General features: G+C 72.1%; 15 protein-coding genes. 8 read left to right on the forward strand and 7 right to left on the reverse strand.

The genetic code is table 11. The annotated features are described in order from the left end of the window. Window positions 1-522: hypothetical protein (locus tag ACFWZ5_RS02295; protein WP_384890097.1), on the forward strand; the 522-nt coding region annotated here is incomplete at its 5' end. A gap of 7 nt (window positions 523-529) precedes the next feature. Next, the gene (locus tag ACFWZ5_RS02300) at window positions 530-1,345 is read left to right on the forward strand and encodes a methyltransferase domain-containing protein (protein WP_384794004.1); all 816 of its coding nucleotides are present in this window, start codon (window positions 530-532) and stop codon (window positions 1,343-1,345) included. 58 nt (window positions 1,346-1,403) lie between these two features. On the opposite strand, the gene ACFWZ5_RS02305 is transcribed toward ACFWZ5_RS02300, so the two are convergent. Beyond that, window positions 1,404-2,702, reverse strand: a complete 1,299-nt coding sequence (locus ACFWZ5_RS02305; protein ID WP_384794007.1) for an MFS transporter — start codon at window positions 2,700-2,702, stop codon at window positions 1,404-1,406. 117 nt (window positions 2,703-2,819) lie between these two features. Between ACFWZ5_RS02305 and ACFWZ5_RS02310 the strand changes: the two genes are divergently transcribed. The 3 genes from ACFWZ5_RS02310 (at window position 2,820) to ACFWZ5_RS02320 (ending at window position 5,057) form a co-directional block, all read left to right on the forward strand. Further along, the gene (locus ACFWZ5_RS02310; protein WP_384794010.1) at window positions 2,820-3,272 is read left to right on the forward strand and encodes a winged helix-turn-helix transcriptional regulator; all 453 of its coding nucleotides are present in this window, start codon (window positions 2,820-2,822) and stop codon (window positions 3,270-3,272) included. A gap of 74 nt (window positions 3,273-3,346) precedes the next feature. Next, the gene (locus ACFWZ5_RS02315) at window positions 3,347-4,330 is read left to right on the forward strand and encodes an NAD(P)H-dependent flavin oxidoreductase (protein WP_384794013.1); all 984 of its coding nucleotides are present in this window, start codon (window positions 3,347-3,349) and stop codon (window positions 4,328-4,330) included. Window positions 4,331-4,478: 148 nt separating this feature from the next. Continuing rightward, window positions 4,479-5,057 (forward strand): hypothetical protein, encoded by a 579-nt coding sequence (locus tag ACFWZ5_RS02320; protein WP_384794016.1) that lies wholly within the window; start codon window positions 4,479-4,481, stop codon window positions 5,055-5,057. Between the two features lie 196 nt (window positions 5,058-5,253). On the opposite strand, the gene ACFWZ5_RS02325 is transcribed toward ACFWZ5_RS02320, so the two are convergent. Further along, window positions 5,254-5,577: a hypothetical protein gene (locus tag ACFWZ5_RS02325; RefSeq protein ID WP_384794019.1), complete on the reverse strand. Its 324-nt coding sequence runs from the start codon at window positions 5,575-5,577 to the stop codon at window positions 5,254-5,256. Window positions 5,578-5,901: 324 nt separating this feature from the next. On the opposite strand from ACFWZ5_RS02325, the gene ACFWZ5_RS02330 reads away from it, so the two are divergent. Then, on the forward strand, window positions 5,902-7,203 hold the full coding sequence (locus ACFWZ5_RS02330; protein ID WP_384794022.1) for an RNA polymerase sigma factor: 1,302 nt from the start codon (window positions 5,902-5,904) through the stop codon (window positions 7,201-7,203). 8 nt (window positions 7,204-7,211) lie between these two features. Here ACFWZ5_RS02330 and ACFWZ5_RS02335 read toward each other — a convergent pair whose 3' ends face one another. From ACFWZ5_RS02335 to ACFWZ5_RS02345, 3 genes are all read right to left on the reverse strand, one after another. Further along, window positions 7,212-8,060, reverse strand: a complete 849-nt coding sequence (locus ACFWZ5_RS02335) for a GAF domain-containing protein (RefSeq protein ID WP_384794025.1) — start codon at window positions 8,058-8,060, stop codon at window positions 7,212-7,214. Window positions 8,061-8,183: 123 nt separating this feature from the next. Next, window positions 8,184-9,347 carry a GDSL-type esterase/lipase family protein gene (locus ACFWZ5_RS02340; RefSeq protein ID WP_384794028.1) on the reverse strand — a complete coding sequence of 388 codons (1,164 nt, stop codon included), beginning with the start codon at window positions 9,345-9,347 and terminating at the stop codon, window positions 8,184-8,186. 60 nt (window positions 9,348-9,407) lie between these two features. Then, the gene (locus ACFWZ5_RS02345) at window positions 9,408-10,868 is read right to left on the reverse strand and encodes an MFS transporter (RefSeq protein WP_384794031.1); all 1,461 of its coding nucleotides are present in this window, start codon (window positions 10,866-10,868) and stop codon (window positions 9,408-9,410) included. 170 nt (window positions 10,869-11,038) lie between these two features. On the opposite strand from ACFWZ5_RS02345, the gene ACFWZ5_RS02350 reads away from it, so the two are divergent. Continuing rightward, window positions 11,039-11,704 carry a TetR/AcrR family transcriptional regulator gene (locus tag ACFWZ5_RS02350; protein ID WP_384794034.1) on the forward strand — a complete coding sequence of 222 codons (666 nt, stop codon included), beginning with the start codon at window positions 11,039-11,041 and terminating at the stop codon, window positions 11,702-11,704. On the opposite strand, the gene ACFWZ5_RS02355 is transcribed toward ACFWZ5_RS02350, so the two are convergent. After that, complete coding sequence (locus ACFWZ5_RS02355) at window positions 11,692-12,372, reverse strand: hypothetical protein (protein WP_384794037.1); 681 nt, start codon at window positions 12,370-12,372, stop codon at window positions 11,692-11,694. The two genes, ACFWZ5_RS02350 and ACFWZ5_RS02355, sit on opposite strands and share 13 nt — an antisense overlap. A gap of 322 nt (window positions 12,373-12,694) precedes the next feature. Further along, window positions 12,695-13,633: a serine protease gene (locus ACFWZ5_RS02360; RefSeq protein ID WP_384794040.1), complete on the reverse strand. Its 939-nt coding sequence runs from the start codon at window positions 13,631-13,633 to the stop codon at window positions 12,695-12,697. Window positions 13,634-13,925: 292 nt separating this feature from the next. Between ACFWZ5_RS02360 and ACFWZ5_RS02365 the strand changes: the two genes are divergently transcribed. Continuing rightward, complete coding sequence (locus ACFWZ5_RS02365) at window positions 13,926-15,731, forward strand: B12-binding domain-containing radical SAM protein (protein ID WP_384794043.1); 1,806 nt, start codon at window positions 13,926-13,928, stop codon at window positions 15,729-15,731. Window positions 15,732-15,758: the final 27 nt, after the last annotated feature.

The following is a 15,758-nucleotide window of genomic DNA, read 5'->3' on the forward strand; positions in this document are numbered from 1 at the left end:
GGGGAACAGCCCCCGGCGCGCCGCCGCGCCCGGCGCGTTCCGCAGCCGTCGGTCCGGCCGCGCTCGTCGCACGGACTGCGCGCCCTGCCTCCCGCCCCCCGCGCCGTGGTCGTCGTCATCGGCGCGGTCATGCTGTACGGCGCGTGCGTGCACGTCGTCGAGCTCGTGCTGTGGGGCTTCCGTTCCCGCGCCTGGGCGCCGCTGTGGCTCAACGCCTTCTGGAACTCGCTGATCCTCTTCGACTCGCTCTCCGGCGCCCTGCTCCTCAAGGCCCGCCGCGGTGGCCTCTATCTCACCTGCCTGACGATGCTCGCGGACCTGGCGTCCAACCTGTACGCGGTGTACGGGGTGCGGCACAGCGGCCTCGGCACGGGCGCGGCCGATGTCGTCGCCCTGCTCGCCTTCGGCCTGTTCGTGTTCGCGACGGCGCCCTGGCTGCACCGTCATCTGCACCGCCGTTCGTCCCGCCATCCGTCCCGCCATCCGCACCGCCCTCCGTCCCGCACGGCCCGCGTGCCATGATCGAGGCATGTCACGGGATGCGCAGAACACCTCCAACACGGGCTATCTCCTGGACAATCGGCAGGCCGAGGCGGGGGAGCGGTTCACCGCGCTGTCCGCGCTCTTCGACCCGTCGACGTTCCGGCACTTCGAGAGGGTCGGGGTCGGCGAGGGGTGGCGCTGCTGGGAGGTCGGCGCCGGCGGGCCCACCGTCCCGGCCTGGCTCGCCGAGCGCGTCGGCCCGACCGGGCACGTGGTGGCCACCGACATCGACACCTCCTGGATGCGGGAGGCGACGGGCTTCGAGACGCTGCGGCACGACGTGGCGGCCGAAGCGCCCCCGGCCGGCGGGCCGTTCGACCTGATCCACGCCCGGCTCGTGCTGGTGCACGTCGCCGACCGCGACAAGGCCCTGCGGTCCATGGCCGCGGCGCTCCGCCCCGGCGGCCGGCTGGTCGTCGAGGACGGCGACCCGGCGTTGCTGCCGCTGATCTGCCCCGACGAGTACGGGCCCGAGCAGGAGCTGGCCAACAGGCTGCGCCGCGGCTTCCGCGAGCTGATGCGGCAGCGCGGCGCGGACCTGGCGTACGGGCGCAAGCTGCCGCGGCTGCTGCGCGAGGCCGGACTCGTCGACGTCGAGGCCGACGCCTACTTCCCGGTCGCCTCACCCGCGGCCACCGTCCTTGAGGAGGCCACCGTCCGCCAGGTCCGCGACAAGCTCGTCGCCGCGGGCCTGGCCACGGACGAGGAGATCGACCGCCACCTGGCCAACCTCGCCGCGGGCGGACTCGACGTGGCCACCGCGCCGATGATCTCCGCGTGGGGCCGCCGCCCTGAGGCGTGAGGCCTGAGGCCTGACGCGTGAGGCCTCAGGCCTGAGGCCGTGTACGGGGCCGCGGGGCTCAGGCCTCGCTGCGAGCGGTCACCTCGGCGGTGGGGTGAGGGTCGGCGGCGGGATCCGGGGCGACGTGCCGAGTGCACGCCCACAGCACGAGCCCGAGGCAGCTGAACCCGGCGCCCAGTGCGCAGACGGCGCCCCAGCCGGCCGCCGTGTAGAGGGAGGTCGCGGCGATGGCGCCGGTGGCGCTGCCGATCGAGTAGAAGACCATGTATCCGCCGATCAGCCGGCTGCCCGCGTCCGGGTGCAGTGCGTAGATCAGGGTCTGGTTGGTGACGTGGACCGCCTGTACGGCGAGATCGAGAAGGATCACCCCCACAGCCAGAGCCCAGAGCGAGCTGCGGGTGAAGGCCAGGGGCAGCCACGAGGCGGCGAGCAGCGCCAGCGCTATGCCGGTGGTCCGACCGGAAAGACCGCGGTCGTTCAGGCGGCCCGCCACGGTCGCGGCCAGGGCGCCGACGACACCGATCAGACCCAGCGCCCCGATCGCGGTGTGCGACAGGTGGTACGGGGCCTCGCTGAGCGGCAGCGCGACGCTGCTCCACAGCGTGCTGAAGGACGCGAAGATCAGCAGGCAGAACAGCGCCCGGAGCCGCAGCAGCCGTTCCCGCGCGAACAGCGTGACCGTGGAGCGCAGGAGCTCTCCGTAGCGCAGGCCGGCCGACGGAGCGGCACTGTGGCGCGGCAGTACGCGGTACAGGACCAGGGAGAGCAGCGCGGTGAGCGACGCCGAGGCGAGGTAGACGGAGCGCCAGCCCGCGAGGTCGGCGATGAGGCCGGACGCGGTGCGGGCGAGCAGGATCCCGATGACCACGCCGCTGGTGACCAGGCCCACGACCCGCCCGCGCCCGGCGGCGGGCGCCAGTGACGCCGCGAAGGCCACCAGGGTCTGCGTGACGACCGCGAGCAGCCCCGTCGCGGCCATGCCCACGAGCAGGAGCGCCGCCGTGTGGGCGGCGGCCACCACGGCAAGGGCCACCACCAGGAGCGCCAACTGGGCCACGATGAGCCGCCTGCGGTCGACCATGTCGCCCAGCGGCACCAGGAAGAAGAGCCCGAGGCCGTATCCGACATGCGTCAGGGTGACCACGCTGCCGACGAGAGCCGGGCTCATGGAGAGGTCGTGGCCCATGGTCACCAGGAGCGGCTGGGAGAAGTAGACGTTGGCCACCGCGGCCCCGCAGGCGACGGCGAACAGGAGGACCACGCCACGGGACAGGACGAACGCGGGACTTTCCTCGCTCCGGGTCTGCGTGCCGCCATCTTCGGTCCGTCGCGTCACAGCCTCACCGTTTCCGGGCATGGGCTCGCTCCTTCGCAATCTGGTTTCAAGTTGCTACCAATTACGTCGGCGACGGTAGCCCGTGTTGGTAGCATGTTGCAACCAGCATGGAGAGTGCGGGAGAGAGCGAGGGACGCCATGGTGACCAGGACGCGCTTCGACGACAGCGAATGCCCCGTCGCCCGGTCGGTGGACGCGATCGGCGACTGGTGGTCCCTGCTGATCGTGCGGGACGCCTTCGACGGAAGCCGGCGCTTCGGGGAGTTCCAGCGCAGCCTCGGCGTGGCGAAGAACATCCTCACGGCGCGGCTGCGCACCTTGGTCGCCGGAGGGGTCCTCGAATCCGTCCCCGCCTCGGACGGCAGCGCCTACCGCGAGTACGTCCTGACCCCGAAGGGCAAGGCGCTCTTCCCCGTCATCGTGGCGCTGCGGCAGTGGGGCGAACAGAACTTCTTCGCCCCCGGCGAACCGCACTCGGAGCTGGTCGACCGCAGAGAGGGACAGCGCCTGCGCGCGCTGGAAGTGCTGTCCGCCGACGGGCGACGGCTGCACCCCGACGACACCGCCGTCCACAAGCTCCCCGCCGAGTGATCCGAACGGGCGCTCCCTGAAAGGGGATTCCTCGCCCGGGCTGCGCCGTTCGACACGGGCGCGATGATGAAGTCATGGCGTTGTCGACGGAGTTGACGGAGCTGGTGGGCGTGCGGCACCCGATCGTGCTGGCGCCGATGGGCGGTTCGGCCGGGGGCGCGCTGGCCGCGGCCGTCTCCCAGGCGGGCGGCCTCGGGCTGGTGGGCGGTGGGTACGGGGAGCGCGCATGGCTGGAGCCCGAGCTGGCGATCGTCGCGGACGCCACCCGAAAGCCGTGGGGGGTCGGGTTTCTGACCTGGGGAATCGATGCCCGTGCGGTGGAGCGGGCGCTGGCGTACCGGCCTGCGGCGGTGATGCTGTCCTTCGGCGACCCGGGCCCGTTCGCCGAGCGCATCCGCCGGTCGGACGCACTCCTGATCGTCCAGGTCACGGATCTGGACGAGGCCCGGCGGGCCGTGGACGCGGGCGCCGACATCATCGTGGCGCAGGGGACCGAGAGCGGCGGCCACGGCGCCCGGCACGGGCGGTCCACCCTGCCGTTCGTACCGCTGGTGGTGGATCTGGCGGCGCCGGTGCCGGTCCTTGCGGCCGGAGGCATCGCCGATGGCCGCGGGGTGGCCGCGGCGCTGGCCCTGGGAGCAGCCGGAGCGCTCATCGGCACCCGCTTCCAGGCCACCGCCGAGGCCCTCGTCGACCCGTCGATCAGCAAGGCGATCGTCGAGGGGCGCGGGCAGGACACCGAGCGCAACGGAGTCCTGGACATCGCCCGCGGTGCGGGCTGGGCGACGGAGAAGTACACCGCCCGTGCGCTCAGCCACCCCTATGTCGACCGCTGGCGCGACCGGGAAGCCGAGTTGGCCGCCGACCCCCGGGCCCGGCGGGACTACCAGGACGACGTGGCCCGCGGGGCGATCCCGCCCCTGCCCGTCTGGGCGGGCGAAGCCGTCGACCTCATCACCGACCTGCCACCGGCGGCCGACCTCGTCACCACCCTGGCCACCCAGGCGGAAGCCGCACTGGCACGGGCCGGAAGGCACCGCCCGGACAACCGGTCCTGAACCGACGGGGCACACGTGTCCGGGCCTCCACCTCAAGGCGGACCCCGGCTCACTCCGGCGGCCGACCACGATGATCTTGCGGAGGGATGTGAGCCGGGGAGCCTTCCTCGAGTCTCGAGGTGATGCCCACGCCGTTCAGGAGACGACCGTGACCCTTGAGCACACGCCCACGACCAGTGCCGCCGTCGGCCCCCATCGCACTGCCGGCCCTACGGATGCCGTGCGCCTTCCCGTGCCGCGCTGGTTGGACCGGACCGCACGTGCCGTGCCGTTGGCCGTCCTGCCGTCGGGCCTGTGGCGGATGGCCATGGCCGTAGGAATCCCCGTCGGCTTCAGCGGGCAATTGGCGAAGGACTGGCGGCCCGGCTGGGAGACCTCCTCCTACATCACCCTGCTGACCCTCGTCACCGAAGGGCTCGCCTTGCTGACGATCGGCCTGGTCAGGCCGTGGGGCGAGAGGGTGCCGAGCTGGATACCGATCCTGCGCGGCAGGCGGATTCCGGTAGGGGCGGCGGTCGTTCCGGCGACGCTGGGGGCACTCGCGGTGACCGCGGTGACGCTGCCGATGTTCTGGGGCGGCCTGCCCGCCTCCGTGGGTGGCTCCGAGGCCCCGCAGGGAGTTGCCGCCTGGATCATGAACGCCTGCTACGTTCCCCTTCTGCTGTGGGGGCCGTTGCTCGTCGTCGTCACGGTCGCCTACGCCCGGCGGCGCCGGCGCGCCGCGTGAACGTCACTGCCGTCTCACGGCTACGTCTTCCATCGCGCACGCGGCACCGCGTTCGTCGTAAACATCAGGGCTCTGTCACTGAAGGCAATCGCCGCAGCGTGCGGAGGCCCTACAACACGAGGGTGAGCACTGTCTGCGAGGCCCGCACCGCCTCCCGGCGGTCCAGCGGCCCTCGTGGCCGCTGGACCGGGGACGCCTACGTTCCCGGTGGCGTACGACGCGGACGACGGCGCGTCCGAGGCGTGTTGTCCTCGGCGATCCCCGCGCGGGCACGCACCGTCTGCTCCAGCGTCCGCCGTGCGGGAGCGTCCAGGCGCAGTGTGTCCTTCACCGACCGGGTCTCGCGCCACGCCCAGCGCTGGTGGCGGTTGAGCAGCATCAGCGCCATGGGCCAGAACAGGCCGTCGGCCCCGACCGTCGTGGTGGCCACCACGACGACGGCGCCCACGAGGAGGCCGGTCGTGCCATGGGCGGCAGCCGCGACGGCGAAGGGGGTGCCCGCGGCGCTCCCACCGATCATGCCCGCCAGACGGTTCCTGCTGCCGCGGGCCATCACACGTACCGCCCCTCTGGGACGGCGGCGCGACCGGTGTGTTCCCGGTTCCTCGATGCGATGTCCATCATCTGTTCCCTCCTCGGGCCAGAGGCCGTGTGGAGGGGCGGGGAACGGGACCGGGAAATCTCCCCCCGAGTCGCGATGTTTCTTGAAGATTCTTTACGCACGTCTCTGCGCACGTCTCTGCGCACGTCTTTACGCACGGCTTTACGCACGTCCTTCTGCACGTCGTCGGCGCCCGTCCGGGCAGGCAGGGTGGGCAGGACAGGCCGGGCAGGGGGCGCGGCCATGACCGGGAGCGCGACCGGCGACCGGCACTGGGAGGACCGGCCCGACCGGGAGCTGGTCGAGGACGCCTTGCACGCCGAAGCCATGGCCGACCGCAAAGCGGCCTTCGCCGCCGTCTTCGCCCGGCACCACCGGGGCGTCCTGGCCTACTGCGGCGGCCTGCTGCAGGATCCGCACGCGGCCGCCGACGCCGCGGCACAGACCTTCACCGACGCCTTCACCGACCTCGCGACGCTCAAGGAACCGGACAAGCTGCGCGGCTGGTTGCTGGGCATCGCCCGCAACCAGTGCCGCAAGGAGTGGAAGCGCCGGGCCCGACAGGAACCGCTGCCGGAGGCCGAGGACGAGGAGGACGAGGCCGACGCCTACCTGAAGGCCAGCAGGGCCCGGCAGGTCGAGGTCGACCGGCTCCTCGACGCCGTGGTCGCGACCTTCACCACCAAACAGCAGCAGCTCTTCCGCTACGCCGTACGCCAAGGCATGGTCGGCAAACAGCTCGGCACCGTTCTGCACACCAAACCCGAAGAGGCCAGCCGCCGGACCGGCGAGATCATCACCCTCGCCTACCAGGGGTTCGGCGCGCTCGTCCTGGCCAAGGAAGGCCGCCGCCACTGTCCCAAGCTGGCCCGCATCCTCGACCAGGCCGCCTGGCGCGGCGACAACTTCACCCCGAAACTGCGCCAGCGCATCCTGCGCCACCTCAACACCTGTCTGCGCTGCGACAACTGCACCACCTGCAACACCCAGCGCGACCGGCTGCTCAAGCCGCTGGCCCCCGCGCTCGTCCCCGTCCTGGTCACTCCCGTCGTCACGGAGAAGGTCGACAAGGACATCAAGCAGCGCACCCGGACCCGGCTCCACCGCGTCCTCGGCGAGATCGGCAACGCCTTCCTCGCCGTGCTGTCCGTGGCGGTCGTCAGCGCACTCGTCGTCGGCGGCCTGTTCGCGTACGACGCCGTCCAGAAGCAGCAACAGAACAAGGCACCCTTCGGCACCACCACCACGCTGAACGTCTGGGTGGTGGACAGCAGCCTCACCGTGACGAGCTCACCGGCGGGCCTGAGCTGCAACGCCGTCTGCCATCAGCCGTTCCCCCGCGGGACCCGCGTCACCCTCAGCACCACCGTCCCGGACGGCAGCTTCCCCGTGAACTGGGTGGGCTGCGACACCGCCACCGACAGCGCGGGCACGCCCTGCACCGTCACCCTCAACCAGAACACGGCCGTCTGCCTCGCCCCCTTCGACCCGGCGCAGCCCAGCCTGATGACCCTCGACGAGTGCCGCAGCCGAGCCGGCGGCTGATCCCTCGGCTAGCGCACACGTGGCACACGGGTCGGAGGCAGGCCGCTGGTGGCCTGGTGCAGGGAGGAGTGCCACGTGCTGCCGGTGGCGCGGGCGAGGGACTCAAGGGTGCGCCGCTGCTCGGCGGTCCAGTGCGCGGGGCGGGGCAGGTGCACGGAGATCACGCCGACCAGCGTGCCGTCGGGGGCGGCGACCGGCAGCGAGGCCACCGCGGCGACGTTCGCCTCCTCGAGGACGTCCTGCGCGGGCGTGCCCAGGAAGACGGGGGAGGACCGGACCTCCTCGACGAAGACCCCGCGCTGCTCCTGGGCGGCGATGCCGCAGGCGGACTCCCGGTCCTCGACCGTCTCGAAATAGCTCAGGAACGGCCGGTGGAAGCCCTGTTGGGCCACGATGCGCAGCACGCCCGCGTCGGGGTCGCAGAGCTGGGCGTTGCCCATCGGGGCGTCGGTGAGGCGCAGGGCGAGGGAGAGCGCGTCGCGCAGCAGCTCGTGCGCGTGCGAGGGCTCCCCGTCGTGGGCCGGGCCGTGCGGTCGGGAGAGGAGCCCGGCGGGTTCGCGGCACAGGCGCAGGGTGTGCAGGACGGCGCTGTGCGCGCGGTGCACGGTGACGCTGCGCCCGGCGGCGGCCGCCCTGTGATGGGCCTGGACGAGGAGCTCCGCCCCGGCCAGTGAGCAGAAGGTGACGCGGCCCAGATCGAGCTCGACCCGGTGTCCGCGCCCTTCGATCCGGCTCAGGGCGTGGGCCAGGGCCGGTACCGACGCGGTCTGGAGCTCGCCGGCGACATGCAGGACGGTGCGGTCGGCGGCGCGGGAGACCGTCAGACGCAGATGAGGCGATGGCGCGGTCCAGACCATGGCCATCTCCTCTGCGAGCGTGAGGCGTTGACGCGACCAGTGTAGGGGCGCGATCCGGCCCGTGGGGGGCGCGCCGGTGGGGCCGGTGCGCCGACACGCACCGGCCCGCCACGGCGTACGTCGTCACAGCCGCAGGTGGGACAGGTCGACGGCGTCCGCCATGGCGCGGACACCCGCGTCGTTGAGGTGGAGGTGGTCGCCGCTGTCGAGGTCGGCCCGGATGGAGTCGGGCGCGTCCGGGTCCCGCACGGCCGCCGCGACGTCGACGACGGCGTCGAAGGCCGCCGCGGTGCGGATCCAGTCGTTGACCTCGCGGCGGACGGACCGGCCCTCGGGGGTGTCGACGCCGGGGTAGATCGTGCCCGCGTACGGGCCCATGGTCATGCCGATCGAGGTGAGGCCCGCGGCCCGGGTCCTGCCCGCGAGCGCGATGAGGCCCGCTATCAGGTCGTCGGCCGTGGCGGGCGGCTCGCCGTACGTGCCGGGCAGGCCGAGGTCGTTGAGGCCGAAGTGCAGCAGCACGTGCGTGACTCCGGGCACGGAGAGGACGTCGCGGTGCAGCCGGGCGAGCCCGTGCGGGCCGACCTCGTCGGTGAGGAGCCGGTTGCCGCCGATGCCCTGGTTGACGACCCAGCCCCGGTCGAGCCGCCGGTTGAGCTGGTTGGGGAAGCGCTGGTTGGCGCCGGTCGTGGTGCCGGTGCCCTCGATCCAGGAGTCGCCGAACGCGACGGCGATCGCGGTGCCTTCGGGGGCGAGGACGTCGACGCCGGTGACGTAGAAGCGTGCGTCCACGGCCTCGGCGCCGTCGAGCGCGGTCGCCGCGACGTGGTCGCCGGACACCACGTAGGCGTACTGCGACGCCGTCTGGGAGAACGTCGCGAGACCGGTGTCCTCCGGCAGATACAGGCTCACGACGAGGTCGGTGCCTGCGAGCACCGCCAGGTCGACCGGATCGCTGCGGACCACCGCGCCGACCGGGACGGTCACCTCGGTCGCGCCGTCGAAGCGCAGCACGTGGTCGGTCGCCGGGAGCACGGCGGTCCCGGCGGCGCCCTCCGCGGGGCTGCCGGACCCGGCTCCGACCGCGACCCGCGCGGCGCCGATCACCAGTGGCTCCTTGCCGTACTCGTTGCTGAGCAGCACCCGCACGGCCGCGCCGCCGCCGTCGAGGTGCAGGAGCTGGCGCAGCGTCTGGTCGCGGAAGCCGCGCGAGGTGTTGATGCGGACGGTCTCGTGGGGGCTGAGCACGGCGGAACGGAAGCCTGCGACCCAAGTGGTGGCGGTCATAGTGGTGAACTCCTTGATGGATGGGGGAGGGGGCCATGGGGCTCAGTAGAGCGCGGTCGTTCAGATTCGGGTGGACCGCGCGGTGGTGGCACGGCGGGCGCGGAGCCCGGCGATGGACAGGGCGGCGAGGGCGAAGAGCGCCGCGGCGGCCCTGAAGGCGAAGGCGTAGCCGTCGGTCGCCGCCTGCTGGGGTGAGCCGCCGCCGGTGTGGGCGTCGGCGAGCGACGTGAACAGGGCCATGCCGACCGTCGGGCCGAGGAGCATCGTGGTGTTGAACGCGCCACCGGCGAGCGCGGCCTGCGCGTCCGGCACACCGCGCGTCGCCGCGACCACCGCCGACGACGCGGTCAGGCCGATCCCGAGGGGCAGCAGGAGCATGCCCACGAGCGGGGCTCCGACGTACGACGAACCGGGGCTGAGCGAGGAGAACACCGCGAAGGCGGCGGCCATCCCGCCGAGGCCGAGCACGGCCGTCGGCCAGGCACCGAGGCGGGCGACGACGAGCACGCTGACGGCGCTGACCCCGACCAGGACGAGCGTGTACGGCACGAAGCCCAGCGAGGAGCGCAGCGCGGACCAGCCGAGGACGCGCTGGAAGTACAGGGACATCAGGAACGCGGCCGTTGACCCGGCGGCGGGGGCCAGCATGCCGGTCGCGAGGGCCGCGACACGCCGCTTCGTGGCGAGGAAGGCCGGTGGCATCAGCGGCGCGGCGACGCGCGCCTCGACGGCACCGAACGCGCCGAGCAGGAGCACGCCCGCGGCCAGCGGAAGCAGCACGGCGGACGACAGCCAGCCGTGGGCGCCGACGGCCACGAGGCCGTAACTGAGCAGCGCCACACCACTGGTGACGAGGCCCGCACCCAGGACGTCGACGCGCCCGCGCGCCGGGGCCGGCCCGGTCGGCAGCCGGCGCCCGCCGAGGGCCGCGACCGCGAAGCCGGCCACGGCGAGCGCGGCGAAGGCCCAGCGCCACGACGCCAACGTCGCCGTGGCACCGCCGAGTTGGATGCCCACCGCGGCGCCGATTCCGGAGAGCCCGCCCCAGACGGCGAGCGCTCGCCTGCGCTTGTGCTCGTCGGGGAAGACGGCCGCGACGAGCGCCATCGCCGCCGGGGCGGCCGCGGCCGCCCCCGCGCCCTGGAGGAGCCGCGCCATGATCAGCCACGCGCCGCCCGGCGCGAGCGCCGCCATGAGGGACGCCGCCGCGAAGAGCGCCGTGCCGCCGCGGAAGGCGGTGCGGCGCCCGTACCGGTCGGCGATCCGGCCGCCGAGGAGCAGCAGACCGCTGAAGGCGAGCGTGTACGCGGCGCTCGACCAGACGAGCCCCGAACTGCCCAGGCCGAGGTCGGCGGCGATGTCGGGCCCCGCCGCGGACGTGACCGTGACGGACGTGTTGAGCATCGCCTGCACGGCTCCCAGCAGCGCGAACCCGGTGAGCGCACGCCTCGGTGTCACGGCCCGGTGGCTCGTCGCGCGGGTGTCCGTGCCGATGGTGCGGGTGGCTGTGTCGACGGTCATGGCGCTGTCCTCCTCTCGTGCGGCGGCCCGTGTCCGGCGCCGCGAACTGAACTGAACTGAACCATACAGTACAGTCTAGATGTACTCAACGGTTCAGTTCATGTGTACTGATCGGACTGGTTCAGTCCCCGGTAGACTGCGGTCCACGGCAACGGGAGGAGACGACGACAGTGCGCGCCAGTGAACGGACCCCCAAGCGGATCCCCTCAGGTGACCGCGCGGCGGCCAAGCGCAAGGCGATCCTGAAGGCCGCGACCGAGGCGTTCCTGAGGGAGGGCTACGGCGTGGGCATGAACACCATCGCGGCCGAGGCCGACGTCTCGAAGGTCACCGTCTACAACCACTTCGCGAGCAAGGAAGCCCTCTTCACGGCGATCGTCGGCGACATCCTCGACGGCGCGCTCGCGGAGTCGACGCGGCTGATCGAGGAGCGCCTCGGCTCCTCGACGGACGTGCGCGCCGACCTCGTGGCGATCTGCGAGGCCTGGGTGGCGGGCCACGCCACGCCCCAGGTGCTCGCGCTGCACAACGCCGTCATGGGCTCGATGTCCCAGCTCCCCGAGCTCGGCCGCACCTGGCACGAGCAGGGCCCCGAGCGCTTCCACGAGGTGGTCCGCGCCGCGCTCACCGAACTCGTCGAACGCGGTGAGCTCGCCGTCGACGACGTCCAGTTGGCGGCGATCCAGCTCTCCGGCCTGGTTCTGATGCCGCACATCGCCTACGGCTCGTCCGGCACCGTGCTCGACGCCGACCTCACGCGGCGGCTCATCGACGGGGGAGTGGACATGTTCCTCGCCCGCTACGGCCCGGCGGCGTACGGGGGTCAGTCCGCGTAGGGCGGGCTCGCCGTCAGCTGTTCGCGCAGGTAGGGGAGCAGGCCGCGCTCCAGGAGCGCCTGGTGCCAGGTGGCGCGGGCCTGTTCGGCCTCCGGGTTGTGCACGGGCAGGCAGGGCGCGGCCGGCGGGCCGGTGCGCACGCGCAGCGCCGTGACCAGGAGCGCGCCGAGCCCGATGCAGGTCGTGATCGCCGCCATGAGGCCGCTGACCCACCCCGCGGTGATCAGCGTCGCGGCCACCTGGCTCTCGGGCGTGGCGAACTGGATGCCGTACCCCAACACCAGGAAGACGGTGGCCGCGATGGCGGAGATGACCGGCGCGAGCACTCCGAGCAGAGGGAGGAGCGCCCCGGCTCCGGCCCCGGCGCCTGTGCGGCTGGACGCGGTGGCGGAGGCGGTTCCGATTCCGGTTCCGGTTCCGGAAGAGGGCTCCACGGCGGCCCGGGCGCGCACATAGGCCCCGTACTCGGCGGCCGCGGCGGCCGCGATCAGGTCCGCGTCGGCCAGGACCTGGGCGCGGAGCCGGGACGCTTCGAGGGCGTGGGGGGCCTGGTTCCGGGCCTGGGGGCGGGTCACGGTGGTGCGGATATCGGTGACGTCCAGCGCCAGATCGAGGACCCACTCGAAGTCGGCCCGGTCCTCCGGACGGAGGCGCGGTTGACCGGTCACGCCCGCCCCTGGCCGACAGCGCGGGCCTTGCCCGGCGAAACTCCCATGCTCCACTCCCGAACCGAGACGACGAAGGCGCGGTCGCGCGGCCCTCGAACCCAAGAATCTACAGCACTGTAGAACGTTCGGGTGCGGCCATGGGCGGCCATGGGTAGCCATGGGCGGCCGCCGACGACCGAATTCGGCCGTCCCGGGCCTCGGTTGCCCTCGACCGCAAAGCTCCTGTGCCGTTGAGGGAGACATGTGACGCCGCACCTCGGGCAGCGTGCGGGATCTCAACTCATCGGCACAGGAGCATGGTTGGTACGCGGAGCGGGACGGGTCAGCGCACGGCGGGCACGCGGGGCTTCGCCGCCGCGGCGGGCTTGGGCAGGGTGCAGCCGGGCCGGTTCAGGTCGATCTTGTTGCCAGTGCCGACGCAGGCGGCGACGATGTAGGTCTGCTGGGCGTAACCGATGTGCGGACGCACGGTGACGTTGCCGTTCTGGTCGACCTCGCACGGGTTGTTGTCCGTGCAGCGCTGGCCGTCCTCATTGATGGTGTTGTTGACGGCGACGACCTTGCCGGTGGCGTCGTCGATCACCGGCGAGCCGGACGTGCCGCCGATGACCTGGCAGGGCTGGGTATAGCGCAGCGAGTCCTTCCAGGTCCAGCGGCCCTCCTTCAGGCGGTACGCGAAGCCGTCGACGCTGCACTTGTACATCCGCTTCCAGTAGCCCGACGCGACCGTGATGGCCCGGCCCGCCTGCGGGTGGGCGGCGTCCAGGTCAAGGGCCTTGATGCCGTAGCGGCTCTCGATGTCGCGGTAGGTGCTGGTGAGTTGGTACAGCGACACGTCGGTGTCGGTCATCGTGCCGTACGCGATCTTGCTGGCGCGCACGGTGCCCGCGTTGCCGCCGCTCGCGTTGAGAAGCGTGAAGCTGCGGGTCGAAGGCCGGTCGACGATGACCTGTCCGGGGCCGGGGAAGCCGGTCTCCAGGCAGTGGCCGTTGGACAGGACGAGTGCGGGGTCGGTGGGCTGCGAGTTCGGTACGCGCACGACGGAGCCGGAGCAGTTGCTGAGCGCAACGGTGCCCGCGAAGGTCACGGCCTTCGTCTTGACGTCGGACTTCGCCGTGGACTTCTGGGCCGCCGCGGCGGGTTGCGCCGCCGCTGCCCGCTTGTCGGAGGTCGGCGCGTCGTTGCTCACGGCGGCCGCGGGTATCGCCGTCGCGCCGAGGAGCAGCGCGGTGAAGACGGCACCGACGAGAGGCTTCTTCATGTGGGGGTCCCCTCTGATGACTCTGTGACCGAAGGTCCTTCGGTTATGTCATGCGCATTGTTGGGGCATCCCACCGGGCAGGACAAGACCGTGCGCCCGCCAAGTGCGGGGGTGACGCGCCTCTTTGGGCGCCGAACACCTCGGGGCCGGTGGATCCCGCGGGGCCGCGAACCAGATGTAGAGGGCCGCTTGTGCCGATTCGCGCCATCTACCGCGGAACGCTGTCTTCACTGTGTGAGGACGGTCACGATCTGAACGAATTCCCCGTTCGAATCGGCCAGATGGAGCGCCCATGACGCGAACTGCTGCCCATTCGCCCGTCCTCATCGAGAGACCCGACGTCAAGTTCTCCAGTGCCCCGCAGCGTCCACCGCTGCGGCACCTGGGCACACCCTCCCTGCGTACGTCGCAGTCCGGCACCCGGCGCCGCGCCCGCGGCGAGTCGCCCCGCGTCCTGCTCCTCGTGCCCTCGTACACCCGGGTCGTGGAGCCCTCCCCGCAGCGGAGCAGCTTCCGGGCCCTCGGCCTCGACACCTTCGAGGTCATGAAGCGGGCGGGCACCCCGATCGGCCTGCTGCGCATCGCGGCGAACGCCCGCCTCTCCGGCTTCGACGTCCGCATCGTCGACTCCCCCTTCGCGGGCTGGGAACAGGAACGCCCGCTCGTCGACCTCGGGAACGGCAGCAGCCTGGTCCGCTACGGCCTCGACGACACCCAACTGCGCGCCCTCATCGAGGAGTTCGCCCCGGACGTGGTCGGCGTCCAGTGCATCTACACCGTCCAGTGGGGCAACGCACGCGCCCTCGCCGACCTGGTCAAGGACATCGACCCGGGGATCGTGACCGTCACCGGCGGCGCCCACCCCAGCGGCGACTGGCAGTACGCCGTGCCGGACTCCCCGTTCGACCACGTGGTCATCAACGAGGCGGACCAGACCTTCACCGCTCTCCTGCGGGCCCTGACCGAGGAGGGCGGCGACATCGACGCCGTGCCCGGCATCGCCTACCGGCGCGCCGACGGGGCCGTGGTCAGAACGACCGCCATGTCGCCGTACATGCGGATCCTGCCCAAGCGGCAAGGCCTCGACCAGCGGCTCGGCATGATGCCGCTGCCCGACTTCGGGATGCTGGACATGGGCCAGTACGAGCAGGGCTACCACTCGTCGGGCAAGCGGGTGCGCGACCACGGAGCCTGGGCGCAGATCTTCTCGACCATCGGCTGCAACGTCGGCTGCGACTTCTGCTACATCCCCATGGTGAACGGCCCCTGGCGGGCGCTCGGGACCGACTGGTTCGACCTGCACCTCGCGGAGATCCGCAAGCAGGGCGTGACCGAAGTCCTCATCGAGGACGACCACCTGATGCACGACCCGCTGTACGCGATGGAGATCTTCAAGCTCTTGCGCAAGCACGACCTGCCGTGGGTCGAGGAGGGCGGCCTGAGCCTGTTCAACCTCGTCCTGCTGCACCTGGGTGCCGCGTTCGCGGACGGCATGGACGAGGCCGAGCGGCGCAACCCCAACTTCCGCAACGTCCTCGCGGCGATGCGGGCCGGACTCACCTGCCGGGACCTGACCAAGGCCATGGCCGACGGCGGCTGCTACAGCGTCTACCTCGCCGTGGAGAGCGCCAACGAGGACAGCCTGGTCGAGTCCGGCAAGCCCCGCCTCAACGCCTTCCAGCAGGCGACCGGCGAGATCGTGGAGCTGTTCACCGAGTACGGCATCCAGGTCACCGGCGGCTTCATGCTCGGCTTCGTCAACCCGCCCGAACGGCCCGGGGACGAGCCGTACATCGAGTCGTTGGACCAGATCGAGAAGACCATCGACTACGCGGTCACGCTCATGGGCCACGGCATGGCGTACGCCAACCCCTTCATCGTCACCCCGCTGCCGGGCACGAAGATGTGGGACTTCCAGAAGGACTACGTCGTACGCCACTACGACAACGGCTGGTCGCACGAGAAGGCGACCATGGCCACCGACAAGTGGAGCGCCGAGGACATCGAGCGCGCACGTCTGGAACTGCTCGTGCGTGCCAACGGCGCCGACAAGGTGGTGGAGATGGTCCGCCGGGGCACCTGGCCCGTGGACGCCTGATCCGGCCGGGCCCGGCCCCTTCGCGCG

Origin of the sequence: Streptomyces sp. NPDC059003 (assembly GCF_042740445.1) — a bacterium.
Taxonomy (GTDB): domain Bacteria; phylum Actinomycetota; class Actinomycetes; order Streptomycetales; family Streptomycetaceae; genus Streptomyces.